The sequence below is a fragment of the Pseudomonas jessenii genome (genome assembly GCF_002236115.1).
Classification (GTDB): domain Bacteria; phylum Pseudomonadota; class Gammaproteobacteria; order Pseudomonadales; family Pseudomonadaceae; genus Aquipseudomonas; species Aquipseudomonas jessenii.
Window position 1 is genome coordinate 292551 of record NZ_NIWT01000007.1, and the last position, 26953, is coordinate 319503.

Genomic DNA, 26953 nt, shown 5'->3' on the forward strand with positions numbered 1-26953 from the left:
GTCACGCCCTCTGGCTGGACACCGACAACACTTCGCCGGTCATGTAGGAGCTGTAGTCGCTGGCCAGGAACATCATCACGTTGGCCACCTCCCAGACTTCGGCGGCGCGGCCGAACGCTTCGTTGGCGGCGAGTTGATCGAGCACTGCCTGGGGCGCGGATTTGCGCAGGAAATCGTGCAGGGCAATGCTCGGGCTGACCGCGTTGATGCGGATGCCGTAGTCAGCCGCCTCGACCGCTGCGCAGCGGGTCAGCGCCATCACGCCAGCCTTGGCGGCGGCGTAGTGCGCCTGTTCTTTCTGCGCGCGCCAGCCCAGCACCGAGGCGTTGTTGACGATCACTCCGGCACGCCGCTCCATCATTTTCGGCAGCATGGCGCGGGTCATGCGCATGGTGCCGGTGAGCGTCACGTCGATGACCCGATTCCACTCTTCATCGACCATGTCCACCAGCAAGCGCGAGCCGCCAAGCCCGGCGTTGTTGATCAACACGTCGACGCCTTGCAGGTCACGCTCGGCGCAGGCGATCAGCTGCTGTACCTGGGCTTCGTCGGCAACGTTGCAGACCTGGCCGAACACGTGTTGCAGCCCGGTGGTTTCGCGGGTTTTCAGCACCGCTTCGGCCAACCGGCCTTCATGGATATCGCTGATCATCAGCGCACGACAGCCTTCTTCGGCGGCACGCACGGCGGCGGAAAAACCGATCCCGGCGCCTGCGGCGGCGGTGATCAGCACAGACTTGCCGCGCAGCAGGCCGCGACCTTCAACATATTGAGGTACAGACATGAACTCTCTCCTTTCAGGCGCGCGGACGCGGCTCTTTGGGCATGCCCAAGGCACGCTCGGCGATGATGTTGCGCTGGATTTCGTTGCTGCCGCCGTAGAGGGTGTCGGCTCGGCTGAACAGGTAAAGCGACTGCAAACGGGTCAACTGGTAAGGCGCGGCTTCGAGCAATTCCGCCTCGGCGCCGAGGACGTCCATCGCCAACTTGCCGAGGCTGGCGTGCCAGGTCGACCAGAACAGCTTGTAGATGGTCGCCTCTTTGCGCAGCGAACCGTCCTGGCTACCCGAGAGCATGCGCAGCGAGTTGTAGCGCATGATCCGCAACCCGCTCCAGGCTTCGGCCAGGCGCTGACGCAGGATCGGATCGCGGTCGGCGCCATTGGACTTGGCGATGGCGATGATTTCGTTGAGTTCGTTCTGGAACTGCATCTGCTGGCCGAGGGTCGACACACCCCGCTCGAAGCCCAGCAGCGCCATGGCGATCTTCCAGCCTTCGCCCGGCGCGCCAATGATGTTGGTGGCGTCGGTGCGGGCATCGTCGAAGAACACTTCGTTGAATTCCGAGGTGCCGGTGAGTTGCTCGATGGGGCGTACGGTTATTTCTGTCTGGGCCATGGGCACCAGCAGGAACGACAGACCGCGATGGCCGACGCTACCCGGCTCGGTGCGGGCGATGACAAAGCACCAGTCCGATTCGTGGGCCAGGGAGGTCCAGACTTTCTGGCCATTGATGATCCAACTGCCGGTGGCTTCATCCAGCGTTGCGCGGGTCTTGACGTTGGCCAGGTCGGAACCGGCGCCCGGCTCTGAATAGCCCTGGCACCAGAACGACGTACCGTTGACGATCCCCGGTAAAAAACGCTGTTGCTGTTCGACCGTGCCGAATGCGGCGATGGTCGGCCCGGCCAGGCCTTCGCCGATATGCCCCATGCGGCCGGGGCCGCCGGCGCGGGCGTATTCTTCGTTGAAGATCACCTGCTGGGTGATCGACAGGCCGCGCCCGCCATGCTCCGGTGCCCAGCCGACGCAGGTCCAGCCACCCTCGGCGAGTTTGCGCTCCCAGGCTTTGCGCTCTTCGGGAAACATATGCTCATCGCCTGGACCACCGCGAAAACGCAGGGCTTCGAATTCGCCGCAGAGGTTGGCGCTCATCCAGTCGGCGACTTCCCGACGGAAGCGTTCGTCCTGCTCGCTGAAACTGATTTTCATGGCTGCTCTCCCAGAATCACCGAAGCAATGCGCTCGCGATGCCAGGCCGGTAGCCCGAGGAAACTCTCGCTGGCGCGGGCGCGCTTGAAGTAGAGGTGCGGGTCGTATTCCCAGGTGAAACCGACACCGCCGTGCAACTGGATCGACTCGGAGGCGCAGGAGAAGTAGGTCTCGGAGCACTGCGCCTTGGCCAGCGCCGCCGCCAGCGGCAGTTCGGCCGCGACCTGCGGATCACCCTGGGGATCGAGGACTTCCTGGGCCACGCACGCGGCGTAATAACTGGCCGAACGGGCGCATTCGACTTGCAGCATCATGTCGGCGGCGCGGTGTTTGAGGGCCTGGAAACTGGCAATCGGGCGACCGAACTGCTGGCGCTCCTGCATGTAGGCCACGCTGAGGTCGAGTACCTGCTGCGCGCCGCCGGTCTGCTCGGCAGCCAGGCCGATGCAGGCCAGTTGCAGGACTCGCTCAAGGTGCGACCAGCCGTTCCCGAGCTCACCCAGCAGGCAGTCGGCTTCAAGGTACAGGCCCTTGAGCTGGATCCGCGCCTGGCGCCGGGTCTGGTCCATGGTCGGCAGCATTTGCCGTTCGATGCCTGCGCATACGGCGTTCACGGCAAACAGGCTGATGCCCATTTCGCCAGTGGTTCCGGGTTGCCGTGCGGCAATGATCAACAGGTCAGCGCCATGGCCATCGAGCACATGCTTGAGGGTGCCGTCGAGGACGAACCCGTCGCCCTCAGCCACCACCGTTGCCTGGACATCGTCGGCGGACCAGCCGTTGGCACTGCTGAACGCCAGGGTCGCGGTCACGCTGCCATCGGCAATCGACGGCAACCAGCGCTGCTTCTGTTGATCATTGGCCGCCAGCAACAGCGCAGGGGTGGCCATGCAGGCGGTGGTGAAAAATGGCGAGCACAGCAAACGCCGGCCCATCTGTTCCAGCAGGATCGTCAGCTCGACAAAGCCGAGGCCCAGGCCCCCATAGGTTTCGGGGATATGAATGGCCGGCCAGTACATTTCCTGGCACAGACGCTGCCAGAGGGCTTCGTCGAACCCCCGTTCGCTGACCATTGCCGCGCGCACGGCGGCAGAATCCGAGACATCGGCGAGGAAACCCTCGGCCGATGCGCGGATCATTTCCTGTTCGTCGCTGAATGCAAACTCCATCGCGGCGCCTTCTGCTCGTTTGGCGGGGCGCGCGTGGCGCAACACCCCTTTGAGCATGAAGTTTGGCGCCGCCCGGACGCGGCAGAATCGTTAGCCTTGCCTAGTCCGAACGGGCGATGTCAAAGTGCGCCTACGCAAGTGAAAAACATGAATCGGCTAAGGATGCAGAACCATGAGCACTGAGCAAGAGACGACTTTCGACGAGCCACGGCTCAGCAGCACGGAAATCCGCATTCTGGGTTCGTTGATCGAGAAACAGGCCACCAGCCCGGAAACCTATCCCCTGACCCTCAATGCCCTGGTGATTGCCTGCAACCAGAAAACCAGCCGCGAGCCAGTGATGAACCTGACGCCGGGCCAGGTCGGTCAGAGCCTGCGCGCCCTCGAAGGACGCGGCTTCGCCAGACTGGTGATGGGCAGCCGCGCCGACCGCTGGGAACACAAGGTCGACAAGGCTCTGGAACTGGTGCCGGCGCAGGTCATCCTGACCGGGCTGATGTTTTTGCGCGGCCCGCAGACCGTCAATGAACTGCTAACCCGCAGCGGCCGCATGCATGAATTCGAAGACACCGAACAGGTGGTGCATCAACTCGAACGCCTGATTGCCCGGGGTCTGGCCGTGCTGATTCCGCGTCAGGCCGGCCAACGCGAAGACCGTTACACCCACGCCCTGGGCGACCCGGCGGATATCGAAGCGATCATGGCGGCACGGCAAAACCCGGCCGAGCGTGGCGGCAGCGGGGTTTCGGTTGAACGGATCGAAGAACTGGAAGCGCGAATTGCGGCGCTGGAAGAAAGACTGGCCCGGCTCGAATAACCTGGATGTTTACCTGACACAACACTCCCACAATGGATCGTGGACCGACGGGCATGTGTGATTGACACAACCCCTGTAGGAGCGAGCCTGCTCGCGAAAAACGTCCAGACGACGCGCTCATTCAGACAGCACGCGTCATCGTTGACGTCCATCGCGAGCAGGCTCGCTCCTACAGTGGTTTGACGGTGCTCGTGGTTACTCGCCGTCCCAGTAATCCACCCCGTCCGCCTGCCGGGCCACCGCAACAAAGCCTGACGCATTACCCTCGGCATCCACCTTGAAGTCATCCATCACGGCGTATTTACCGGAATCCGGATATTCACAGATTTCCGGTGATTGCTGGGTGCTGACGGCCAGGTACCGCAACTCGCCTTTACTGGTATTGATGATCTGGTGCGCCTTTTCAGGCCCACCCGGTGGACAGGCGATCACATCACCGGCACGGATTGGAAACCGTTCGGATCCCAGGCGAACCTGCCCTTCCCCGGCCACGACGTAGAACATTTCCTCATTGACCCGATGACTGTGAAACGGACTGCCGCGCTTGCCTGGCTCCAGCACATACAGGCGATAACCCAGTTTTTGCGCCCCCAGTTGCTGACCGACAAGGGCCAGGCGCTGTTGATAGCGACCGGCGGTTTCACCGGTCGGCGCAAACGCTTCGGGTAGCGGCTCAAGTTCGATCGAATCCAGATTGAGAATGGGGGGATGCATGGACACCTCCTAGCTGCGGGCAAACGCTACGGCCTTCTGGAATTGCTCGTCCGTCGGCCGTACACCGGTATAGAGCACAAATTGCTCCAGTGCCTGGATCGCGATCACTTCCAGCCCGGTGATGACCCGCTTGCCTTCGGCACGGGCACGCACGATCAGCGGTGTTTCCGAGGGTATCGCCACCACATCGAAGACAGTTTCCGCTTTTTCGATCACATCAGCCTCAAAGGCCAGTTGATCGGCCTCCGGTCCTCCCGTCATGCCGATCGGGGTGACGTTGACCAGCATCCGCGGGCGACGACTCCCCAGTTCGGCCTGCCACTCATACCCCAAAGACTGCGCCAGCGCCTGCCCGGCGCGCTCGTTGCGGGCCACGATCAGGCCGTTTTCATAGCCGCCATCGCGCAAGGCACTCGCCACGGCCTTGGCCATGCCGCCGCTGCCGCGCAAGGCAAAGGTCGAGTCCTTGGGCACCTGGTGTTTTTCCAGCAACTGGGCAACGGCGATGTAGTCGGTGTTGACGATGGTGTTGATCGATTGAATGGCGGCGGCAGATGCGTCGAGTTCATCCACCAGGGCTATGCAGGCGTCCTTGAACGGCATCGACACGCCACAACCACGAATCCGCAGGGCGCGAATGCCGGCAACAGCACCCGTCAGGTCCTGGCTGGCAAAGGCCTTGTAGTAAAAATTCAAGTCCAGTTGTTCATACAGATGATTGTGAAAACGCAGGCCAAAGTTCCCCGGGCGCCCTGAAAGGGACATGCACAACTGGGTGTCTTTGTTGGGGTTCATCTGCATGGGCAAGCTCCTTCAAATGCACTTTTCGGATGGACGGGATTAGCCCTCCATCGGGTTCTGATCGATCATGTAAGCGTGTTCGCACGGGCCTACACGGGTCGGTAAGAAAGTCGGTACAGACCTTACACAAAATTTACCTCGCGGCCGTGCTGTTTTTCAGAAAAACGCTGTCTTAGAAGTATCCCCGCGACAATCCTTGGGTCTATTGCAGACACAAGCGCCGGGTTGAAGAACCGAGGTACTATCATGATCCGTAAAGTCCCCACAGTAGCCTTGCTGATCGGCACCCTCGCTATCGCAGGTCAGGCGCAAGCCGGGCATGGTAATGACGCGGCGGTATTTGGAGCGATCGTCGGTACTGCCATCGTCGGCTCGGCTCTGATCAACGCCAACCGCCCGGTCTATGTCGCGCCGCAACCGGTCTACTACCAGCCCGCGCCGGTTTATTACGCACCACCGCCTCCGGTTTACTACCAACCGGCCCCGGTCTACGTGCAACAACCGATCTACTACCGCCCGGCCCCGGTTTACTACGGACCACCCCGTGGTTACTACGGCCCGCCACGCGGCTACTACGGCCGACATTACGGTCGCTGGTAACAGACTCAACCGGCCTGATCCACTGTAGGAGCGAGCTTGCTCGCGATGGTCGTTAACGATGCCGTGTGTTTACTGACTAAAACACAGCGATCTTGAGTCCATCGTCGGAACGCCGCCCGGAGCAAGTTCGCTCCTACAGAACCCCTGACCATACCTTTTTATGCCCGTTTTTCGGTCCAGGTCTGGATAAATCTCGCCAAGGTCGCTATCGGAACAGTGTCCGTGGCAGAAACAGGCAAGATGGACTTGACCCGATTTCTGCCCCGCAGCACAAAACGGTCATATTTTTGTCATGTCAGTTCCGCAAGCTCGGTGCTGTCCGTCGAAAACAGGTTCATAACAACAAGGACGACCACATGCCAACGCAAAACCCGCACCGCATCGTCGGTCTGTGCACCTCCAGCAAGGTCTACAACGCACTGACCGAACTCAAGCACCTGGAAGGTCATCGCAGCGCCAAGTTTCTCTCGCTGCTGACGCAAAGCCTGGTGCGCAAGGGCCTGCTCAACGAGCAGGAAGTGGTTCATATGCTCGATCAGGTGGTCAGCTGACCGACCAACGGTCGTTTACCCCCTCTGGCATCAATGACCACTATCGAAAACGTTGATTACCCCTCAAGGTACCCGGACCTTAAAGTAACTCCACAGATTGATGGAGGTACTTTTCATGTCCAAGGTTCAGATCATGTCCGTTATCGGCAGCGCCGTCCCCGCACAGCTCAGAGAGCTGGGCATGCTCGCCTGCTGGTACCTGGTGCAGGACGGCGTACAGATCAGCGGCCCGCTCACTTCGCTGCCCGCCGCCCGTGAGCTGTCGCAACGCATCGGCAGCGGCCAGTCCGGCAGGTTCAGCGCCTAAGGCAGCTGCACCCGCGGTTTGGTTTCGATGAAAATGTCCCAGCTCGACATGAACAGGGCCGCGATCAACGGGCCGATGACAAAACCGTTCAGCCCGAAAATCGCCAGGCCGCCCAGGGTCGAGACCAGGATCATGTAGTCCGGCATCCTGGTGTCCTTGCCCACCAGCAATGGCCGGAGCAGGTTGTCCACCAGACCGATCACCAAAACCCCGAACAATACCAGCACCACGCCCTGCCAGATCGCCCCGGTGAGCAGGAAAAACGCCGCCACCGGCACCCAGACTATTCCCGCCCCCACCGCCGGCAGCAACGACAGAAACGCCATCAACACCGCCCAGAGCAACACGCTGGGAACGTCCAGAAACCAGAAAATCAGACCGCCCAGCGCGCCTTGGGTGATGGCCACCAGCAGGTTGCCTTTCACCGTGGCCCGCACCACACGATTGAACTTGAGCTGCAAACGGCGTTTCTGCTGTTCCTGCAACGGCACCGCCGCACGCACCTTGCGCGCCAGTTCCGCACCGTCACGCAGGAAGAAGAACAGCAGGTACAGCATGATGAAAAAGCTGACGATGAACTCGAACGTGCCCTGGCCGAAACTGAACGCCTTAGAGGCCAGCACCTGCCCGCCGGTCATCGCGCTCTTGACGATTTTCTCGCGCAGCCCGTTCAACTCGCCCATGCCGAAGCGATCCAGCAGATGCTGGAAATACGGCGGCAGGCTGTGCTTGAACTGCGACACATACCCGGCAATGTCGAGTTCGCCGCTCTCGACGTTTTTGTAGAGTGACGCGCCCTCCTGAACCAGCAAGGCGCTGATGATGATTACCGGCAGAATCGCAATCACCAGGCAAATGCTCAATGTGCACAGCGACGTGAGGTTGCGTTGCCAGCCGAACTTCACTTGCAGCCGGCCCTGCAGTGGCGCAAAGAGGATGCCCAGGATCACCGCCCAGAACGCCGCGCCGTAAAACGGCAGCAGGATCCAGATGAAGGCAGCGCTCACCAGCACCAGCAACACCGTCAGCGATTTGTCTTGTGGGGTCGTTTCGTTCATGTCCAATCCATGCCAGCCAGTCAGGACGAAAAACTTTCGCCTTGATGTTTAGTCCGCCACGGCTCGCGCGAGTGCCATCGGTTTGTTGATCAGGCATAGATCCAGGTCAATAAACCCTTGGCACAGGACATTTACCCTGTGCGGCTTTTGCGACCGACACCGCCATGAACCTCACCGCGCCAGAACTGCTCGCCCCCGCCGGCACCTTGAAAAACATGCGTTACGCCTTCGCCTACGGCGCCGATGCCGTGTACGCCGGCCAGCCGCGCTACAGCCTGCGGGTGCGCAACAACGAATTCGACCACGCCAACCTGGCCCTCGGCATTCGCGAGGCCCAGGCCCGGGGCAAGCGCTTCTACGTGGTGGTGAACATCGCGCCGCACAACGCCAAGCTCAAGACCTTCCTCAAGGACCTTGAACCGGTGATCGCCATGGCCCCGGATGCGCTGATCATGTCCGACCCCGGCCTGATCATGCTGGTGCGCCGGCACTACCCGCAGATGCCGATCCACCTTTCGGTGCAGGCCAATACGGTGAACTGGGCCAGTGTCGAGTTCTGGCAGCAGCAAGGCTTGAGCCGGATCATCCTGTCCCGAGAGCTGTCCCTGGAAGAAATCGCCGAGATCCGCGAGCAAGTCCCGGCCATGGAACTGGAGGTGTTCGTGCACGGCGCGTTGTGCATGGCCTATTCCGGTCGTTGCCTGCTGTCGGGCTACATGAACAGGCGCGACGCCAATCAGGGCAGCTGCACCAACGCCTGCCGCTGGAAATACTCGGCGCAACCGGCCACGGAAAACCCGCTCGGCGAGATCGTGCAGCTGTATCAGCCGGAACCCACCCTGGGCATCGGCGCGCCCACCGGGCAGGTGTTCCTGTTGCAGGAAGCCAATCGTCCCGGCGAACAGATGCCCGCCTTCGAAGACGAACACGGCACATACATCATGAACGCCAAGGACCTGCGCGCCGTGCAGCATGTCGAACGCCTGACCCACATGGGCGTGCACTCCCTGAAAATCGAAGGCCGGACCAAATCCCACTTTTATTGCGCGCGCACCACCCAGGTTTATCGCCGGGCCATCGACGATGCGGTGGCGGGCCGGGCCTTCGACCGCGGCCTGATGACCGACCTGGAGTCCCTCGCCCAGCGTGGCTACACCGAAGGTTTTCTGCGCCGGCATGTGCATGACGAATACCAGAACTACCAGAACGGCAGCTCGGTGTCGGAGCGCCAGCAGTTTGTCGGTGAACTGACCGGACAGCGGCGGGATCGCCTGGCCGAGGTCAAGGTGAAAAACCGCTTCGGCCTGGGCGATCACATGGAGCTGATGACGCCCAAGGGCAACTTCCACTTCGATCTGCATCAGTTGCAGAACGCCAAGGGTGAAGCGATCGACGTTGCGCCGGGGGATGGGCATACGGTGTATTTGCCGATACCGGATGCGGTGGAGCTGGAGTTTGGGTTGTTGATGCGGGATGTGAGGGGCTGAACATCAGCAACAGTGCCATGTGAACCTGTGGCGAGGGGGCTTGCCCCCGCTGGGGTGCGAAGCAGCCCTAAATCCAGAAGACGCGGTTTTTCTGTACAAGTACTTTCGTCGGGATTACGACGGCTTCGCCGCCGATCGGGGGCAAGCCCCCTCGCCACAAACGCTGCCTTACCCCATTTCTACAGCGATCAATGATTACGCAAATTCCTCGCGGAGCATCGCCACAAACGCCTCACGCGCCGGGTGCACCCCGGCGTTTTCGTGCCAGTAAAACAGGTTATCGACGGCGGTCAGCTCGGGAAACTCAAACCCTGCGCACCCTGCACCTTTGGCGTATTGGTCAAAGATCCCCTTAGGCACCAGCGCCACGCCGGCCCCGGCGCTGACGCAACCGACAATCGCGCCATAACTGGCCAGGCTGACAATCGGCAGCGCCTGCCCCTTTCGCAACAACCAATGCTCCAGCGCCGCCCGGTACGGACAGCCCTGGGGCCACATGAACACGGTCTGGTCCTGCAAATCACTGATGTCCCGCAGCGGCCCCAGGGAGGTCGAGGCGATCAGCAGCAAGTCCTCGCGGTACATCGGCGTGCGCTTGAGGTGCGAACGCTCGACATCCACCGCCACGATGGCGCCGTCGAGCTTGTGGTTGAGTGTGTCGTCGAGCAACTGCCCCCAGGAGCCGGTGGTCAACTCCAGCGCCACCTGTGGGAAACGCTTGTGGAATTTCGCCAGCAGGCGCGGCAATCGCCCGGTGGCCGACGACTCGATGGCTCCGATGCGCAACGGCCCCGAGGGTTCGGCCGAAGGATCGACCGCGCGCTTGGCCTCGGCGGTGAGGGCAAGAATTTTCGAGGCGTAGGCCAGGAAGGTTTGCCCCGACGGGCTGATGCGCAGCCCTCGACCCTCACGCAAAAACAGCGCGACACCCAGTTCGGCCTCCAGGGCCTTGATCCGGGCCGTGATGTTCGACGGCACGCAATGCAACAGCTCGGCCGCGCGGGCGATGCTGCCGACATCGGCCACGGTCTTGAACATGCGAATCTGAGCCAGCTCCATACATCACCTATAGTGAACGGTTAGCGCAGTATATGTCAGTTGTGGCGAACGATCCGTTTTCTGATACTCGGTGCATCCACCCACAGGTGCACGACCATGACGCCGCTCACCCCCTCCCCCGTTTCACCCTGGAAAATCATTCTGGCCATGGCGTTTGTCGTGGCGTGCTGGGGCTACTCCCCGACCGGCATCCATATCGGCTTGCAAGCCTACGACCCGGTGCACCTGGCGCTCCTGCGCTTCCTGTTGGCCTCTGTGTTCATGGCCGTGGTCGCGATGTTCAAGGGCATTCGCCTGCCGAGCCTGCGAGATCTGCCCCTGATGTTCGGCCTGGGCTTCTTTGCTGTGAGCCTGCACCACGTGGCGATCAACTTCGGGCAACAGGGTGTGAGCGCTGGCGCTTCGAGCGTTCTGGCCCAGACCACGCCGCTGTTCAGTACGTTGATCGCGCGCTTCGTGTTTAAGGATCAGGTGAGCCTGTGGCGCTGGGGTTGTGTGCTGCTCGGGTTGTTTGGCGTGATGATTGTGGTGGCGGGCGATCATGGCTTGGGCAGCATTGATGCCCACGGCTTGCTGATCCTGCTGGCGGCGGTGTCCTGGAGTCTCTACTTTGCCCTGCAAAAGCATCACACCGGGCGATACGACGGGCTGACGCTGGTGTGTTACACGGTGTGGTCCGGGACGGTGCTGTTGCTGGTCTACTTGCCCGGTCTGGCGGATCAAGTCGCCCAGGCGCCGCTGCGCGTGCAGTTTGCAGTGATTGCCCTGGGGATATTCCCCAGTGCCCTGGCGTACCTGGCCTGGGCTTATGTGCTGGCGCATGTCGATTTGAGCCGGGCGACGATGACGCTGTATTTGACGCCGCCGACGGCGATGGTCATTGCGTCCTATGCGCTGGGTGAGCGGCCGACATTGATGATCGTGGTCGGCGGGCTGGTGGTGTTGGCAAGTGTGCTGGCGTTGAATCTGGAGCGGCGGGCTGTGGTTGTTCAAACTGTCAGGGTCTGACTCAGGTTTTTCGCTGTCAGGTCCGGCGCTATCGCGAGCAAGCTCGCTCCCACAGGGGAAATGCGGTGCTCACACAATCGGTGTGGGAGCGTGGCTTGCCCGCGATGAACGATGACGCGGTATCACTGACCATCAGCTGGGCGAAAACCGGTCGCGACTGTTGGTCAGGTGCAGCCACATCGCCGCCCGCGCCGCATCCGGGTCCTGGCGTTTGATGGCGTTGAGAATCGCCTCGTGCTCCAGGTTGGCCAACTGACCGAGCTTGCTCAAGTCCACCGCACCACGCTCGGCGGCATTGACCCGGGTGCGCGGGATCATCGCACTGCCCAGGTGCTGCATGATTTCAGTGAAGCAGACGTTGCCGGTGGCTTCGGCGATCAGCAGATGAAAACGCCGGTCCGCTTCGACACAGCTGTCGTTGTTGGCCAGCAGGTTTTGATAGTCGTCCAGCGCTTCACGCATCTGCGCCAGTTGCAGATCGGTGCGGCGAGTTGCCGCCAGCGCCGCCGCCTGGGTTTCCAGACCCATGCGCAACTCCAGAATACTGCGCACCCCCAACGCCGTATCGACATTCAGCCGCAGCCCCTGCTCCGGAGCGCGCTCGATCACAAACGTGCCAATCCCATGCCGGGTTTCCACCAGCCCCGAGGCCTGCAACTTCGAGATCGCCTCGCGCACCACCGTGCGACTGACCCCGTGCTCCTGAACGATGGTGTTTTCCGACGGCAGCTTGTCGCCGGGCAACATCTGGCCGAGCAGAATGCGCTGGGTCAGTTTCTCCACCAGATCATGGGCCAGGTTGTGGCTGCGCTTGCGGGCAGGTGCTTCGAGGTCTTCTTGCATGGGCGTGTCCGAAATCAGGGCTATCGAATCGTAGCACCGCGCCGGGCGAGAATTCCGAAAAATCTCGCTTAACTTGTATGACAACACTCAACAAAAGCCCATATTGAGTCGCTTAAAAGGCCACTTAGCACCACCAACAGAATTAAAAACCTCTGAATTGCCGCCATTTCATTGGGCAAACATGGTTGCAAGTTCAAAAAACCTAGTTGTATGATGTCTAGCAACAACGCAACACCCAGCTTCACCCCGCATAAAAATAACGAGTGGGAGAAAACGCAGTGAATACATCCATCTCCGGGATGCACGACGACGCCAATTCAGCGCTGAAGTCCGCCATCGCCAAAGTCAAAAGACACGTCTTGCCGCTGTTCGTCATCATGTTCATCGTCAATTACATTGATCGCGTGAACATCGGTTTCGTCCGCACCCACATGGAGCACGACCTGGGCATTGGCGCGGCCGCCTACGGCCTGGGTGCCGGTCTGTTCTTCATCGGTTATGCACTGTTCGAGGTGCCCTCCAACATCCTTCTGCAGAAAGTCGGCGCACGCATCTGGCTGACCCGGATCATGCTGACCTGGGGCCTGGTCGCCGCAGGCATGGCGTTCATCCAGAACGAAACCCACTTCTACATCCTGCGTTTTCTGCTGGGCGTGGCCGAAGCCGGGTTCTTTCCCGGGGTGATCTACTACTTCACCCGCTGGTTGCCCGGCGTGGAGCGAGGCAAGGCGATTGCCATCTTCCTCAGTGGCTCGGCGCTCGCGTCACTGATCTCAGGCCCCCTGTCCGGTTTGCTCCTGCAAATCGAAGGGCTGGGCCTGCACGGCTGGCAGTGGATGTACTTCATCGAGGGCATGTTTTCGGTGGGGTTGTGCGTGTTCGTCTGGTTCTGGCTGGACTCCAGGCCCCACGACGCCAAATGGCTGAGCCGCGAAGAGCAGGACGCACTGGTCAAGGCCATCGACGACGAACAACTGGCCCGGGAAGCCGCCACGCCCATCAAGCCGTCGCTGGGCAAACTGCTCAAGGATCGCCAGATCATCCTGTTCTGCCTGATCTACTTCTTTATCCAGCTGACCATCTACGCCGCGACCTTCTGGCTGCCGAGCATCATCAAGAAGATGGGCGATCTGAGCGATGTCCAGGTCGGGCTGTTCAACTCGATTCCGTGGTTGCTGTCGATTGTCGGCATGTACGCCTTCGCTTCCTTGTCGGCCAAATGGAAACACCAGCAAGCCTGGGTCGCCACTGCCCTGCTGATCGCCGCGGCCGGGATGTTCATGTCCACCACCGGCGGGCCGGTCTTCGCCTTTGTCGCCATCTGCTTTGCAGCACTGGGCTTCAAATCCGCCTCGTCGCTGTTCTGGCCGATTCCCCAGGCCTATCTGGATGCGCGCATTGCCGCTGGCGTCATCGCGTTGATCAACTCGGTGGGCAACCTCGGCGGCTTCGTTGCGCCGACCACTTTCGGCCTGCTGGAAGAACGCACCGGTTCCATTCAGGGCGGGCTGTACGGCCTGGCCGCGACTTCGATCATCGCCGCCCTCATCGTGTTTGCTGCCCGCAACACACCAAAACCCGCACCTGCCGTGGCGCTGGGCGAACCCGCTCCCGACCACGCCTGAATTCTGCTTTTTAAGGATTGGAAAATGAACCCACAAGACACCGCAAAAGCCCCGGTCATCACCAGCATGCAAGTGGTTCCCGTCGCCGGCCACGATGGCATGCTGCTCAACCTGAGCGGCGCCCACGGCCCGTTTTTCACCCGCAACATCGTGATCCTCAAGGACAACGCCGGCCACACCGGCGTTGGCGAAGTGCCGGGGGGCGAGCGCATTCGCCAGACCCTCGAAGACGCGCGCAGCCTGGTGGTCGGCAGCCCGATTGGCAGTTATCAGAAAATCCTTAATCAGGTACGCCAGACCTTCGCCGACCGCGATGCCGGTGGCCGCGGTTTGCAGACCTTCGATCTGCGCATCACCATTCACGCCGTCACCGGCCTGGAAGCCGCATTGCTCGATTTGCTCGGTCAGCACCTGGACGTACCGGTGGCCGCCCTGCTCGGCGAAGGCCAGCAGCGCGATGAAGTGAAGATGCTCGGCTATCTGTTTTACGTCGGTGATCGCAACGAAACCGACCTCGCCTACCGCTGCGAACCGGACGCCGACAACGACTGGTTCCGCGTGCGGCACGAGAAAGCCATGACCGCCGATGCGGTGGTCCGCCTGGCCGAGGCGGCTCACGCGCGTTATGGCTTCAAGGACTTCAAGCTCAAGGGCGGCGTGCTCAGCGGCGACGCCGAAATCGAAGCGGTCACGGCCCTCGCCGAACGCTTCCCCGATGCGCGCATCACCCTCGACCCGAATGGCGCCTGGTCACTGAAAGAAGCCATCCGCCTGTGCCGCGATCAGCACCGCGTGCTGGCCTACGCCGAAGACCCGTGCGGGGCAGAAAACGGTTACTCGGGGCGAGAAGTCATGGCCGAATTCCGTCGCGCCACGGGTTTGAAAACCGCGACCAACATGATCGCCACCGACTGGCGGGAGATGGGCCATGCGATCCAGTTGCAGTCGGTCGATATTCCCCTGGCCGACCCGCACTTCTGGACGATGCAGGGTTCGGTGCGCGTGGCGCAGATGTGCCACGAATGGGGCCTGACCTGGGGTTCTCACTCTAACAACCACTTCGACATTTCCCTGGCGATGTTCACCCATGTCGCGGCAGCGGCGCCGGGCGAGATCACCGCCATCGACACCCACTGGATCTGGCAGGACGGTCAGCGCCTGACCAAGGCCCCGCTGCAAATCGTCGACGGCTGCGTGCTGGTGCCGCAGAAACCGGGGCTGGGGGTCGAGCTGGATATGGATCAGGTCGCCAAGGCTCACGAGCTGTACAAAGGCATGGGCCTGGGGGCGCGGGATGACAGCGTGGCGATGCAGTTCCTGATTCCCGGCTGGAAGTTCGACAACAAGCGGCCTTGCCTGGTGCGTTGAATCGCCAAGTGCGTCGAATCAACGGTTGCGCGTGGCCGCCTGATGGCGGCCGATTTTAAAAAGCGCTCGGAGCATGGCGCTTGAGCCCCTAAAATGACGCGCAACTGAATCAACGACGGATGAAACCAATATGGACAGGCTGAAAACCATCGCCGCTTGCATGGCGATATTCGCCGCGGCCCAGTGCGTTGCACAGGATCAAGTCGAGACAGTGGTAAACGCCGCTGTACAACCGGTAATGCAGGCCGAGGGTATCCACGGCATGGCCGTGGCGGTCACCGTCAACGGCCAGGCGCATTACTTCAACTATGGCGTCGCCTCGATAGAAACCGGCAATCCCGTCACACAGGACACCCTGTTCGAAATCGGCTCCGTCAGCAAAACCTTCACCGCCACCCTCGCCGCCTACGCCCAGGCCACCGGCAAGCTGTCCCTGACCGACAAGGCCAGCCAGGTCCTGCCGGCCTTGCGCGGCAGTGCTTTCGACCACATCAGTGTGCTGCAACTGGGCACCTACAGCGCTGGCGGTTTACCCCTGCAATTTCCTGCTGAATCTGATTCGGCCGACAAAATGCTCGGCTACTACAAACAATGGAAACCGCTCTACACCCCCGGCAGCCACCGACTGTATTCGAACCCCAGTCTGGGCCTGTTCGGCTACCTCGCCGCCCACAGCATGGGCCAGCCGTTTGATGACCTGATGGAGAAGACCCTGCTGCCAAAACTCGGCTTGCAGCACACCTATGTGCATGTGCCGCAGGATCAGATGGCGCTCTACGCCCAGGGCTACAACAAGGACGGCAAACCGGTACGGGTGGGTCCGGGCGCGCTGGATTCCGAGGCGTATGGGGTGAAGACCAGCGCCGCAGACTTGCTGAGCTATGTCGGCGCGAACATGAAACCGGCGTCCCTGGAAAAGCCGTTGCAGCAAGCCATCGCCTTGACTCACAGCGGTTACTACACCGTTGGCGATATGACCCAGGGCCTGGGCTGGGAGATGTATCGATACCCGATCACACTGGATCGCTTGCTGGACGGCAACTCCACGCCAATGGCCATGCAAGCCCATGAAGTCCAGTGGCTGAACCCGCCGCAGGGGCAGCCGGAAAACGTGCTGATCAACAAGACAGGCTCAACCGGTGGCTTCGGTGCTTACGTGGCGTACGTGCCTTCGAAGGACATCGGCATCGTGATGCTGGCCAACAAGAATTATCCCAATGCGCAACGGGTCAGGATCGCTCATCAGATACTGAGTGCCCTTACCCGATAGTTGCTGATCCATCTGTGGGAGCGAGCTTGCTTCGGGCGGTGTTCCGAGGATGGAGGTCTGACATTCAACATTTGTATCGACTGTTACGACGCTATCGCGAGCAAGCTCGCTCCCACAGAAAAGCCTGCCATCGTCGCCAGATAGAGGATCAATCATCCGGCATTTCAGGCGGCTTGGCGGGCTTGGCCGGTTTGCCAGGTTTTGTACCTTTGGCGCCTTTTGCCGCCGGCTCGGCTTCAGTGACGGGAGCGGCCACGGTCGCGGTAAATTCTTTCTCGGCCGCCGGCAGCTGATCGACAGCGCTGAAAACATCTTCCAGCTTGATGGCGTCCGATTGTTCAAGTTTCTTTTCGCCGTCCTTGCCGACCAGAATAACCTTGGTCTTGGCGCCGGCCCCCAGCTTGAGCGAGCGGATCAGCGCCGCCGTGTCCTGTGGCCCGAGGTCCTTGCCGTCGCGTTGGCCCATCAGGTTGAGTACGGTGTAGAGCACCATGTTGCGGTCGGTGAAGCCCTTGCGGTTGGCCGGCTCATCCAGGGACTTTTTCAGGCTGACCCAGGTCGGATCAACCGTGCTCGGAGCGATGACGATCAGTGGCCGGGCCCTGCCCTTGTCCATGTCCAGCGGTGAGTCGCCATCGGCGGCGAACGAGGTGCCGGCAATCGCCAGCAAAGTAGCCAGTGTCAGTGACCTGATGAGCATGCGCATCTCCTTTTGATATTCACGCTCTAATGATTGCGCATCGCGGCGATCGTTCCGGGTGACATACCGCAAATATTGTTCGCCTTGCCCCAAGCTTAGGTCAGGGCGGTCATTGCGCAACAGACTGGGCTAATCTGAAGACTCATGGCAACCAGCCTGATCCCTTGTGAGGACTTGCCCATGAGTACTCAGTTGAATCACACCATCGTCTGGTGCCGGGACAAGCAGGTTTCGGCGAATTTCCTGACTGGCCTCCTTGGCCTGCCTGCCCCCGAGCCCTTCGGCCCCATGCTGATCGTCAAACTGGATAACGGCGTATCACTGGATTTCTACGACAACGAGCCGCCGATTGCGTCTCAGCACTACGCATTCCTGATTGGCGATGAGGACTTCGATGCGGCCTTCGCACGCCTGCAAGCCAACGGTCAGCCATGGTGGGCCGACCCGGGCAAGCAGCGACTGAGGGAGATCAATGATTACGCGGGAGGACGGCGGGTGTATTTCGATGACCCGGACGGGCATCTGCTGGAAATATTCACCCGCGAATGAAGCTGGCGTGGCGGCTTGATTCAGAACGCCAGTTTGTAGCCGATCAGCAACAGCATGGTCGCCAGGCAAGGGCGCAGCAATTCGTCGGAGATACGCCCGGTCAGGTGGCTGCCCAGGTAAATCCCCGGCAACGAGCCCACCAGCAAGTAACCCAGGACGTGCCAATCCATGTTGCCCATGCTGGCGTGGCCAAGGCCCGCGACCAGGGTCAGCGGCACGGCGTGGGCGATTTCAGTCCCCACCAGGCGGCGGGTCGGCAGCATCGGATAGAGAATGAACAGTGCCACGGTGCCCAGTGCACCGGCACCGATGGACGTCAGCGCGACCATGGCGCCAAGGACCAGCCCGGTGATGACTGTCATCACGTTCAAGCGCAATCCGCTGGGGTTGTAGTTGCCACCCGCACGTTTGTGGGCGAAGTCGAGCAGGCGCTTCTTGAACAGGATCGCCAGAGCCGTGGCGAACAACACGAACCCAAGGGCCTGCTTGATGATCGCGTTCATCGACTCGGGGGCGCTGTGCAGGGTACTGAGGAACCACAGCGTCATCGCCACCGCGGGCACGCTGCCCAAGGTCAGCCAGCCGGTGATCGCCCAGTCGATGTTGTTGTTCTTGCGGTGAACCAGTACGCCGCTGGACTTGGTGATGGCGGCGTACAGCAGGTCGGTACCGACCGCCGTCGCCGGGTTGATGCCGAACCCAAGCAGGATCGGGGTCATGAGCGACCCGCCACCTACGCCAGTCATGCCGACGATGAAGCCGACAACCAGCCCGGCAACGACCAACCCGATGTTCACTAAATCCATGAATACTTCCACAAAGATCGCAGGGGAAATCTGGCCCGCAGCATAGCGATATTTCTTATAACCAGTTATATCGATGCGATCTATCTTTATGCCGGAAGCACCATGTCACCCTGTGGGAGCGAGCTTGCTCGCGATGGCGGTGTATCAGTTGGCATCATGGCGACTGACACTCAGTCATCGCGAGCAAGCTCGCTCCCACAGGGTTGCGTGCCAGATTCACTGCACCGGCAGGAAATTCAGGAACAGCAGGCTCTGGGCATAGTTCACGCCGATGCGCCGGTAGCGTTCATCGAGCATCCGGGTCAGCAGGTCCAGCCGGGCGACGATCTTGCCGAACTCGACGGCAAAGCTCAGGTTGCTGCCCTCCTCCGAGATTTCGTTGGAGAACAGCAAGGGCTGGCCCTCTTTGTTCTGTCGCTGGCTGAGGATCCAGGTGGCGATTTCGATATTGCGTGCGGCATTGCTGACAAATACCGGGTTGATCGTATCGGTCATGTAGAACTCGAGGCGATTGCCATGGGCGGTCACCAGCATGCTGCCGATGGCATAGATGAACGCCCCGACCCGGTCGCCCAGAAACTCCGGACTCATGGCAAAACGCAGGGCCGCGAGGTCCTTTTTGCCGCCCAGGGTCGGCAATGGTTGCTGCAGCTCAATGGCCATGCGCACTTGCTTGCCGGCGGTGCGGGCATCGAGGAAACCGGATTTTTTCAGCTCGTCGGGGTTACGCAGATAGAGCTTGCTCATCAGCAGGTAAAGGCTGTTGAGGTTGTCGCGCATGGTCAGGGTGGCCATGCGGTCGACGCTGGTCTGCAGGAACTCCTGGGGTTTGCCTTCGCGCATCTGGTTGATGATGTCGCCGCCCTGCTGCTGGCTGCAACCGGTGACGTAGAGCATCGACAGACCTGCAAGCAGCAGGCAATGACGGCGGATTTTAGTGGTGATCGTGGGTGAAACTCGAGCCATGGGTTCTTGGACTTGGGCATGGGCCGGCGGTGGGGATCGCCGCAGGCTGCCATGGATAGAGCCGGACATTTCGAAAAAGTGCAGTATCGGCACAGAGCAATCGATCACCGGCAAGGTGCAGCTCAAGAGTTCGCAGCCTGCGGCGGAGCCGATGGACTATTCTGGTGCCCACTGAAATAACCATCGGCATTCATAAAGGAGGCTTGCATGCGCACGCTTGAACTGGCTGGCACCAGGGTCCCGGTCATCGGCCAGGGGACCTGGCAGATGGGCGAAGACCGTTCACGGCACACGGAAGAAGTCGCGGCACTGCGCCTGGGTATCGAGCTGGGCATGACCCTGATCGACACTGCGGAAATGTACGCCGAAGGCGGTGCCGAGGAAGTGGTGCGCGATGCCATTGCCGGCCAGCGCGACAACGTCTTTCTGGTCAGCAAGGTGTACCCGCACAACGCCAGTCGCCAGGGCATTCCCCAGGCTTGCGAGCGAAGCCTGCGCAGGCTTGGCACCGATTACATCGACCTGTATCTGCTGCATTGGCGCGGTCAGTATCCCCTGGAAGAAACCGTCGACGCCTTCGAGCGCTTGCGCGAAGCCGGCAAGATTGGCCGTTGGGGCGTGTCCAACTTCGACCTCGACGACCTGCTGGAACTGGACGCCCCGGCCTGTGCCACCAATCAGGTGCTCTACAACATGGAGCAACGGGGCATAGAATTTGATTTGCTGCCCTGGAGCCAACAACGGCGGTCGCCGGTCATGGCTTACTGCCCGATTGGCCAAGGCGGTAAAATGCTTTTGGAGGTCGCGCTCAAGCAGGTGGCTGCCCGTCACGGCGTCGCACCGGCTCAGGTGGCACTGGCCTGGATACTGCGTCAGGAAGGAGTGATCGCCATCCCCAAGGCGGTCCGACTCGAACATGTACGCCTCAACGCCCAGGCCGCCACGTTGCAGCTTGAGCCCGGGGATCTGGAGGCGCTGGACCAAGCGTTTCACGCGCCACAACGCAAACAGCGGCTGGCCATGGTCTGAACCACCGCAGCCTGTCAGAGAGCTTCGCCATGAGAAGCACCGACCACCTGGACCCGTTCAATCTGCAACGTTTTCTCCAGGCTCAGGACCCGGTATTCGACCGGGTTCAAAACGAGCTGAACAACGGACACAAGCGTAGTCACTGGATGTGGTTCATTTTTCCGCAGTTTGCCGGACTCGGCGACAGCGAGATGTCGCGCCGCTTTGCCATCCGCTCGCGGGAGGAAGCCCTGGCCTACCTTGATCATCCGTTGCTGGGCGCCCGGCTGCGTACCTGCACCCAGGAAGTGCTGAACATCCGGGAGCGCTCGGTAGCGGGGATTTTCGGTCATCCCGACGACCTGAAGTTTCATTCCTCGATGACCCTGTTTGCCCAGGTCGCCGATGCCGACAACCTTTTCCAGCAAGCCTTGAACCAGTACTTCCACGGCATCCTGGATGATTGGACCCTGTCGCTGATGGACTCAAAACAGGCCCAGTTGCCCCCCAATCAGGGTTGAGAAGTCGTCGTCGACAAACGGCAGTATCGCGTCCGCCACCGGTTGCAGCTGCCGGGTGATGTAGTGGTCGTAATCGATGGGCGCGCTGCGCACTTCCAGCGGTTCGGGGCCGGCGACGGTGATCACGTAGCTGATCCAGCCGCCGTTCTGATACTGCCGCGGGCGTCCCTGCCGGTCGTTGTACTCGTCGGCCAGGCGCGCCGCGCGCACATGGGGCGGTACGTTGCGCTGATAGTCATCAAGGCTGCGGCGCAGGCGTTTGCGGTAGATCAGCCGGTCATCGAATTCACCGGCCAGGGTCTTGCGCACGTAGTCACGCACATAATCCTGGTAGGGCTTGCGCAGGAAGATCCGCGAATACAGTTCCTGCTGGAACTGCCGGGCCAGCAGCGACCAGTCGGTGCGCACGGTTTCCAGGCCTTTGTAGACCATTTCGTCGCTGCCGTCCTCCCGGGTGACCAGCCCGGCATAGCGCTTTTTACTGCCTTCCTCGGCGCCGCGAATGGTCGGCATCAAAAAGCGCTTGTAGTGGGTTTCGAACTGCAATTCGAGAACGCTTTGCAGGCCGTATTCCTGCTGCACGTGCTCGCGCCACCACTGATTGACGTGCGCCACAAGCGCGTGGCCGATCTGCGCCGCCTCCTGCTGGCCATGGGCGCGACGCAGCCAGACGAACGTCGAGTCGGTGTCGCCGTAAATCACCGCATGCCCCTGGGCTTCGATCAACTGGCGGGTGCGCAGCATGATCTCGTGCCCGCGCAAGGTGATGGACGACGCCAGGCGCGTGTCGAAGAAACGACAACCGCTGGAGCCGAGCACACCGTAGAACGCGTTCATGATGATTTTCAGCGCCTGGGACAGCGGCGCGTTGTGTTCGCGCTTGGCGGTTTCCCGGCCTTCGGCCACCCGGGCGACGATGGACGGCAGGCAATGCCGGGTGCGGGAAAAGCGCGCGCCACGAAATCCCGGCACCGACTCGCTGTCGTCCGGGTGCTTGAGCCCTTCAATCAGTCCCACGGGGTCAATCAGGAAGGTACGGATGATCGACGGGTAGAGGCTTTTGTAGTCGAGCACCAGCACCGACTCGTACAGTCCCGGCTGCGAATCCATGACAAAACCGCCGGGGCTGGCTTCGGGTGGCTTGCCACCGAGGTTCGGCGCCACGAAACCCTGACGGTGCATCAGCGGCATGTACAGGTGCGTGAACGCCGCCACCGAACCGCCCATGCGATCGGCCGGCAAACCGGTGACGCTGGCTCGCTCCAGCAGGAAGGTGAGCAACTCGGTCCTGGCAAAAATCCGCGTGACCAGTTCGCAGTCCTTGAGGTTGTATTTGGCCAGCGCCGGTTTGTCCTCGGCGAACATGCGATTGATTTCGTCCATGCGCTGGTACGGGTTGTCGATGGACTTGCCTTCGCCGAGCAAGGTTTGCGCGACGTTTTCCAGGCTGAACGAAGGGAAACTCCAGGTCGCCGAACGCAGGGCCTCGATACCGTCGATGATCAGGCGGCCAGCCGCAGATGCGAAGTAGTGATTACCGCTGCCGTGTTCGCGCCACTGCATTTCCTCGCCGCCACGCCCCAGTTTCAACGGCACCGCCAGGCGCCGGGCGTGTTCGTGAAGCACCCGTAAGTCGAACTGCACGACGTTCCAGCCGATGATCGCGTCGGGGTCGAACCGGGCAAACCAGTCGTTGAGCTTTTTCAGCAACAGGGTGCGCGACTCGCAGTATTCGAGCTGGAAATCCACCTGGCTGGCATCGCCATTGGGCGGACCGAGCATGTACACCTGGCGCTCGCCGCAGCCTTCCAGGGCGATGGAGTACAACTCGCCCTGGGCCGTGGTCTCGATGTCCAGGGACACCAGTTTCAGGCTCGGCCGGTAATCGGGGTCGGGTTTCATCTGCGCATCGAGCAGCAGGCCCTCGACATCCGGTGTGCCACTGAAGCGCACCGGCGCGGTGATGAAGCGCTCCATCATGTAGCGTTCCGGCGGGCGCACGTCGGCTTCGAACACCTCGACACCGGCCCGGCGCAGCGCGGTTTCCAGGCGCATCAACTGGCCATGTTGCTGGCAATAGAGACCGAGGACCGGGCGATGTTCGAAATCCTGCAGAGCCAGGGGCTTGAGCTCGACGTTTTTCTCGTCATGCAAAACACTTTCGGCGGGCTGACGCTGCGCAGCCGGGATGAACGCCACCGACGGTTGATGAGGCAGGCGGATACGCCGGGGACCGCTGTCGGTCGCCAGCCAGAATTCGACTTCCGTACCGGCCGGGGTGTCGCGCCAATGCCGGGTCAGGACGAAGCCCTGCTGTAGATCCACCACTGCAAACCTCGAAACTGATTCAGAGGGTGATTCTACCCGTCATCAGTCGTGATAGCGCGTTTGCCGCAGGCCTGTCAGGCAGACACCGATCCCACAGGTGGTTCGTTGGCCGGAATGTGGGGTTTACCAAAGAAAAACCGCCAAATGACGTTTTTTGCGTGTTATCTGCCGCTTTCGCCCTTGCCCTGAACGCTTGCGTCTACGATTCTTCAAGAACAACGACAACACCCGAGTAACCACCATGAAAACCGTCGCCCAACTGCTCAAGCTCAAAGATCAGAAGAATCAGGAAGTGCACCAGATCAAACCCGACCACATGGTGCTCGAAGCGCTGATGAAGATGGCCGAGAAAAACGTCGGCGCCTTGCTCGTGGTGGAAAATGATGAAGTGCTGGGCATCATCAGCGAACGGGATTACGCGCGCAAACTGGTGTTGCACGGCCGCTCTTCGGTGGGCACGCCGGTGCGCGACATCATGGTGTCACCGGTGATTACCGTCGACACCCATCAAACCGTGGATACCTGCCTGGGCATCATGTCCGATAGACGCCTGCGTCACTTGCCGGTGGTCGAAGGCGGCAAATTGATCGGCCTGCTGTCGATCGGTGACCTGGTCAAGGAAGCCATTGCCGAACAGGCTGAACTGATTCGCCAGCTGGAACAGTACATTCGCGGGGAATAAAGCCGGACTCAACATTCACCCGAAAACCTGTGGGAGCGAGCTTGCTCGCGATGGGGTCCTGTCAGCCGACATTGATGTCGAATGTCAGGCCGTCATCGCGAGCAAGCTCGCTCCCACAGGGTATGTGGTGTTTTCAAGCCGGCCAATGCCGGGCGAACACCGGTGCCAGTGCCGGGTGGCGGTCGATGCGTTCCAGCCAGGCGAAAAAACCCGGCCGGGCGTTGCGCAAATGTTCCCGGCTACCCGCCCATCGCGAGATCACCGCCGCCAGCACATCCAGGCCCCCTGGTTTTTCGCTGCCCAGGTACAACTCACCCGAAAACTGATCGGCAAACACCTCCCAACTCCAGTGCAGGCGCCGGCGGGCGCCCTCCATGAGGTTCTGCCTGGACAACTCATCCGCCTCGGCCAGCCAGCGTTCGGGGTAATCGATGATGCCGATGGCCGCATAGCAATTGCTGACGATGTACGCCATGCCGCGAATGGCCTGGTCCCGCTCGGCCGGATCCTGCGGCAACAATCCCGATGCGGGAAAGGTGAGCCCGAGGTGGATCAGGATCGCCGCGCTCTCGGTCAGGACAGCGCCATCGGGTAGCTGCAAGGTCGGAATCTGTTTGAGCGGGTTGAGCTTCTCCAGCGCCTGGGCCGCCTCCGCGGACGTCTCGACATCGATGAAGCGATAAGGAACATCACAGAGCTCAAGGGCGGCTTCGATGGCCGCCGCCCCGGAGTTCTGATGGCCGTAGAGCTGGTACATAAACGTCTCCTTGCATACCGTAACCTCTGCAGTGCCGCATCAAGCGTCGCGGCTGAGGATCGCGCCAGCTAACCAGTGTAGAAGCCACCACCCGCCACACCACGACCATCCGACGATCGCACCATCACGTTCACTTGGGGTTTGGCGTCGGTCCTATCATTGCCGTCGATGTTCACCATCACCTCAATGAAGTTCTCTTAAAAAATCTCCGGCGTAACATCTGCTCCATACCAACCCATAAGCACCCCGGAGCACACCATCATGAAACGCCAAACCCTCCTCAGCATCGCTTTCTCGGTTTTCGCAGTTAACGCTTTCGCCGCAAACTCTGTTCAACCTGTAGTCGCTGAAGGCGGCTCGGATCGTCTGATTGAAAGCCGTGTGGCCGAGGGTGGTTCGGATCGCCTGATCGAAAACCGCGTCGCCGAAGGCGGTTCCGACAAGCTCCTGCAAAACCGTGTCGCTGAAGGTGGCTCCGACAAGTTGATGCAAAACCGTGTCGCCGAAGGCGGTTCCGACAAACTGCTGCAACACCGCGTCGCTGAAGGCGGTTCCGACAAACTGCTGCAAAACCGCGTCGCCGAAGGTGGCTCCGACAAGCTCCTGCAAAACCGCGTCGCTGAAGGTGGCTCCGACAAGCTCCTGCAAAACCGCGTCGCCGAAGGTGGTTCGGATCGTTTGATCGAAAGCCGCGCTGTCTGAATGCAGTGCCTGACCGCAGGACTCAATGAAAACCCGGCCTCACCCGCCGGGTTTTTTATGCTTTTTTTGCGCCGCGATTACTGCCCTGCCCGCGCCATGCAGCGCTGGTAGCGTTCATCGACTCGCTTGGCGAACCACGCGGTGGTGAGTTTGCGGGTGATTTTCGGGCTTTGCAGCACGATCCCGGGTAACACTTGACGGGGTAACGGCCGGCCCTCGGCCCGTTCGGCCAGTTCGAAAACCCGCCGATAGAGTTTGCTGTCTTCGAACGCCAGGGTGTTCCCCTCTTCCAGTTGTTCCCGGATCGTCGGATTGCGCATGTCCAGTTGCTTGCCGAGGGTACGCACGGCCAGTTCCGTGGTGCCGGGCATGATCGAACCGTGGCGCACCAGGTCGCCATCCAGCGCCAACGAGATACCGGAAGCCCGGCTCACCGCGTTCTGGAACGCGGCGTTACGGCTGGCGTACCAACCCGCGTTGAAGTCCGCAAAGCGGTACAACGGCTGTGGGTAGCTCACCGGATACCCGAGCAGATGCGCAATGCCGAAATACATGCCGCCGCGTCGGGTGAACACTTCATGACGAATCGAGCCCTTCACCGGGTACGGATAGCCCTTGGCCTGCTGCTCGGCAAAATCAATGCTGACCTGCATCGGCCCGCCGGTATGCACCGGGTTGAAGCCACCGAACAGGGTCTTGCCCATCGGCACCATGCCGATGAAGTCATCGAAAACAGCGCTCAGTTCCTTTTCACTGCGCGCGGCATTCAGGCGGCTGCTGTAGCTTTTGCCGTTGGGCGAGTCGAGCATTAACGCACCGCTCACCAACAGCCCGGGAATATGTGCCTTGGCGGCACGGCGGTCGATCTCGTCGCGGGCGATCTTGCCCAGGCCCGGTACGCTCGGATCGACCTGAAAGGTCGATTCCTGTTCAGTCACCGCCAGCACCGAGCACAGGTTTTGCGTGGTCGGCGAGATGTCTTGCGCGGTAAACGCCACCTGGATATCCGTGGCCCAACCCTGGCGATCGGCAGCCTTGGCCGGCAGCAAACGCACAATCTCGGCCTTCACTTCGGCCGGGCTGCGCGCCACCGGTTCCTGGGTCCGTTGGCTGCCGCAACCGGTTAATACCAGCAACACGGCGACGCTTGTGATCAATCTGATTTGCATGTCGTTCCATCTAATCCGTTGGTCCGGGCCAACCATACGACCAATGGCAGGTCAGCGGCTACGTCCGTGGCAGTCCGACGGTTGCCGCCCTCCCCGA

General features: G+C 61.0%; 28 protein-coding genes. 14 read left to right on the forward strand and 14 right to left on the reverse strand.

From position 1 onward, the window contains the following. Position 1 precedes the first annotated feature (1 nt). The 3 genes from PSJE_RS24205 to PSJE_RS24215 are packed head-to-tail and all read right to left on the reverse strand — an operon-like array spanning position 2 to position 3160. Entirely contained in the window at positions 2 to 784 is a 783-nt protein-coding gene (locus PSJE_RS24205; protein ID WP_090456772.1) for an SDR family oxidoreductase, read from the reverse strand. Positions 785 to 797: 13 nt separating this feature from the next. Next, complete coding sequence (locus tag PSJE_RS24210) at positions 798 to 1991, reverse strand: acyl-CoA dehydrogenase family protein (RefSeq protein ID WP_090456774.1); 1194 nt, start codon at positions 1989 to 1991, stop codon at positions 798 to 800. After that, positions 1988 to 3160 carry an acyl-CoA dehydrogenase family protein gene (locus PSJE_RS24215; protein ID WP_090456776.1) on the reverse strand — a complete coding sequence of 391 codons (1173 nt, stop codon included), beginning with the start codon at positions 3158 to 3160 and terminating at the stop codon, positions 1988 to 1990. The genes PSJE_RS24210 and PSJE_RS24215 overlap by 4 nt, the downstream gene beginning before the upstream one ends. A gap of 172 nt (positions 3161 to 3332) precedes the next feature. On the opposite strand from PSJE_RS24215, the gene PSJE_RS24220 reads away from it, so the two are divergent. After that, positions 3333 to 3977, forward strand: coding sequence for a YceH family protein (locus PSJE_RS24220; RefSeq protein ID WP_057714038.1), 645 nt, complete (start codon positions 3333 to 3335; stop codon positions 3975 to 3977). Positions 3978 to 4172: 195 nt separating this feature from the next. Here the strand turns inward: PSJE_RS24220 and PSJE_RS24225 are convergent, their stop codons facing one another. Further along, entirely contained in the window at positions 4173 to 4691 is a 519-nt protein-coding gene (locus PSJE_RS24225) for a cupin domain-containing protein (protein ID WP_090456778.1), read from the reverse strand. A 9-nt stretch (positions 4692 to 4700) separates the two neighbouring features. Next, positions 4701 to 5492: a shikimate 5-dehydrogenase gene (locus PSJE_RS24230; protein WP_090456780.1), complete on the reverse strand. Its 792-nt coding sequence runs from the start codon at positions 5490 to 5492 to the stop codon at positions 4701 to 4703. Positions 5493 to 5738: 246 nt separating this feature from the next. On the opposite strand from PSJE_RS24230, the gene PSJE_RS24235 reads away from it, so the two are divergent. The 3 genes from PSJE_RS24235 (at position 5739) to PSJE_RS24245 (ending at position 6950) form a co-directional block, all read left to right on the forward strand. Next, complete coding sequence (locus PSJE_RS24235; RefSeq protein WP_057714035.1) at positions 5739 to 6092, forward strand: hypothetical protein; 354 nt, start codon at positions 5739 to 5741, stop codon at positions 6090 to 6092. Between the two features lie 356 nt (positions 6093 to 6448). After that, positions 6449 to 6643: a hypothetical protein gene (locus tag PSJE_RS24240; protein WP_008052996.1), complete on the forward strand. Its 195-nt coding sequence runs from the start codon at positions 6449 to 6451 to the stop codon at positions 6641 to 6643. A gap of 115 nt (positions 6644 to 6758) precedes the next feature. Next, on the forward strand, positions 6759 to 6950 hold the full coding sequence (locus PSJE_RS24245) for a hypothetical protein (RefSeq protein WP_057714034.1): 192 nt from the start codon (positions 6759 to 6761) through the stop codon (positions 6948 to 6950). Here PSJE_RS24245 and PSJE_RS24250 read toward each other — a convergent pair. Next, positions 6947 to 8008 (reverse strand): AI-2E family transporter, encoded by a 1062-nt coding sequence (locus PSJE_RS24250; RefSeq protein WP_090456782.1) that lies wholly within the window; start codon positions 8006 to 8008, stop codon positions 6947 to 6949. The two genes, PSJE_RS24245 and PSJE_RS24250, sit on opposite strands and share 4 nt — an antisense overlap. A 164-nt stretch (positions 8009 to 8172) precedes the next feature. On the opposite strand from PSJE_RS24250, the gene trhP reads away from it, so the two are divergent. After that, complete coding sequence (gene trhP / locus PSJE_RS24255) at positions 8173 to 9495, forward strand: prephenate-dependent tRNA uridine(34) hydroxylase TrhP (RefSeq protein WP_090456784.1); 1323 nt, start codon at positions 8173 to 8175, stop codon at positions 9493 to 9495. Positions 9496 to 9690: 195 nt separating this feature from the next. On the opposite strand, the gene PSJE_RS24265 is transcribed toward trhP, so the two are convergent. After that, positions 9691 to 10554, reverse strand: a complete 864-nt coding sequence (locus tag PSJE_RS24265) for a LysR family transcriptional regulator (RefSeq protein ID WP_090456785.1) — start codon at positions 10552 to 10554, stop codon at positions 9691 to 9693. Positions 10555 to 10650: 96 nt separating this feature from the next. On the opposite strand from PSJE_RS24265, the gene PSJE_RS24270 reads away from it, so the two are divergent. Next, positions 10651 to 11562 (forward strand): DMT family transporter, encoded by a 912-nt coding sequence (locus PSJE_RS24270; RefSeq protein ID WP_057714030.1) that lies wholly within the window; start codon positions 10651 to 10653, stop codon positions 11560 to 11562. A 132-nt stretch (positions 11563 to 11694) separates the two neighbouring features. Here PSJE_RS24270 and PSJE_RS24275 read toward each other — a convergent pair whose 3' ends face one another. Then, positions 11695 to 12405 carry a FadR/GntR family transcriptional regulator gene (locus PSJE_RS24275; RefSeq protein ID WP_090456787.1) on the reverse strand — a complete coding sequence of 237 codons (711 nt, stop codon included), beginning with the start codon at positions 12403 to 12405 and terminating at the stop codon, positions 11695 to 11697. Positions 12406 to 12683: 278 nt separating this feature from the next. On the opposite strand from PSJE_RS24275, the gene PSJE_RS24280 reads away from it, so the two are divergent. From PSJE_RS24280 to ampC, 3 genes are all read left to right on the forward strand, one after another. Continuing rightward, the gene (locus tag PSJE_RS24280) at positions 12684 to 14030 is read left to right on the forward strand and encodes an MFS transporter (RefSeq protein WP_090456789.1); all 1347 of its coding nucleotides are present in this window, start codon (positions 12684 to 12686) and stop codon (positions 14028 to 14030) included. Between the two features lie 24 nt (positions 14031 to 14054). Continuing rightward, a complete protein-coding gene (gene gudD / locus PSJE_RS24285) occupies positions 14055 to 15398 on the forward strand; it encodes a glucarate dehydratase (protein ID WP_090456791.1) in 1344 nt (447 codons plus the stop codon). 130 nt (positions 15399 to 15528) lie between these two features. Continuing rightward, positions 15529 to 16668 carry a class C beta-lactamase gene (ampC, locus tag PSJE_RS24290; protein ID WP_090456793.1) on the forward strand — a complete coding sequence of 380 codons (1140 nt, stop codon included), beginning with the start codon at positions 15529 to 15531 and terminating at the stop codon, positions 16666 to 16668. Between the two features lie 148 nt (positions 16669 to 16816). Here the strand turns inward: ampC and PSJE_RS24295 are convergent, their stop codons facing one another. Continuing rightward, positions 16817 to 17368, reverse strand: a complete 552-nt coding sequence (locus tag PSJE_RS24295; protein ID WP_057714025.1) for a DUF4174 domain-containing protein — start codon at positions 17366 to 17368, stop codon at positions 16817 to 16819. A gap of 180 nt (positions 17369 to 17548) precedes the next feature. On the opposite strand from PSJE_RS24295, the gene PSJE_RS24300 reads away from it, so the two are divergent. Next, positions 17549 to 17917 (forward strand): VOC family protein, encoded by a 369-nt coding sequence (locus PSJE_RS24300; RefSeq protein ID WP_057714024.1) that lies wholly within the window; start codon positions 17549 to 17551, stop codon positions 17915 to 17917. A 20-nt stretch (positions 17918 to 17937) separates the two neighbouring features. On the opposite strand, the gene PSJE_RS24305 is transcribed toward PSJE_RS24300, so the two are convergent. Together PSJE_RS24305 and PSJE_RS24310 are read right to left on the reverse strand one after the other, a co-directional pair. Further along, positions 17938 to 18723, reverse strand: a complete 786-nt coding sequence (locus PSJE_RS24305) for a sulfite exporter TauE/SafE family protein (protein WP_090456794.1) — start codon at positions 18721 to 18723, stop codon at positions 17938 to 17940. 216 nt (positions 18724 to 18939) lie between these two features. Continuing rightward, entirely contained in the window at positions 18940 to 19689 is a 750-nt protein-coding gene (locus PSJE_RS24310) for a hypothetical protein (RefSeq protein ID WP_057716584.1), read from the reverse strand. A gap of 207 nt (positions 19690 to 19896) precedes the next feature. Between PSJE_RS24310 and PSJE_RS24315 the strand changes: the two genes are divergently transcribed. Continuing rightward, positions 19897 to 20718: an aldo/keto reductase gene (locus PSJE_RS24315; RefSeq protein WP_090456795.1), complete on the forward strand. Its 822-nt coding sequence runs from the start codon at positions 19897 to 19899 to the stop codon at positions 20716 to 20718. A 29-nt stretch (positions 20719 to 20747) separates the two neighbouring features. Continuing rightward, positions 20748 to 21218 (forward strand): DUF1810 domain-containing protein, encoded by a 471-nt coding sequence (locus PSJE_RS24320; RefSeq protein ID WP_090456797.1) that lies wholly within the window; start codon positions 20748 to 20750, stop codon positions 21216 to 21218. On the opposite strand, the gene PSJE_RS24325 is transcribed toward PSJE_RS24320, so the two are convergent. After that, positions 21183 to 23543 (reverse strand): DNA polymerase II, encoded by a 2361-nt coding sequence (locus tag PSJE_RS24325; RefSeq protein ID WP_167362874.1) that lies wholly within the window; start codon positions 23541 to 23543, stop codon positions 21183 to 21185. The genes PSJE_RS24320 and PSJE_RS24325 overlap by 36 nt on opposite strands. Before the next feature lie 244 nt (positions 23544 to 23787). On the opposite strand from PSJE_RS24325, the gene PSJE_RS24330 reads away from it, so the two are divergent. Then, positions 23788 to 24228 carry a CBS domain-containing protein gene (locus tag PSJE_RS24330; RefSeq protein ID WP_007976812.1) on the forward strand — a complete coding sequence of 147 codons (441 nt, stop codon included), beginning with the start codon at positions 23788 to 23790 and terminating at the stop codon, positions 24226 to 24228. A gap of 133 nt (positions 24229 to 24361) precedes the next feature. Here PSJE_RS24330 and PSJE_RS24335 read toward each other — a convergent pair whose 3' ends face one another. Beyond that, positions 24362 to 24985 (reverse strand): glutathione S-transferase family protein, encoded by a 624-nt coding sequence (locus PSJE_RS24335; RefSeq protein WP_057714019.1) that lies wholly within the window; start codon positions 24983 to 24985, stop codon positions 24362 to 24364. Positions 24986 to 25246: 261 nt separating this feature from the next. Between PSJE_RS24335 and PSJE_RS24340 the strand changes: the two genes are divergently transcribed. After that, positions 25247 to 25687, forward strand: a complete 441-nt coding sequence (locus PSJE_RS24340) for a phage infection protein (protein WP_090456801.1) — start codon at positions 25247 to 25249, stop codon at positions 25685 to 25687. Between the two features lie 77 nt (positions 25688 to 25764). Here the strand turns inward: PSJE_RS24340 and PSJE_RS24345 are convergent, their stop codons facing one another. Beyond that, on the reverse strand, positions 25765 to 26856 hold the full coding sequence (locus tag PSJE_RS24345) for a DUF1615 domain-containing protein (protein ID WP_090456802.1): 1092 nt from the start codon (positions 26854 to 26856) through the stop codon (positions 25765 to 25767). Positions 26857 to 26953: the final 97 nt, after the last annotated feature.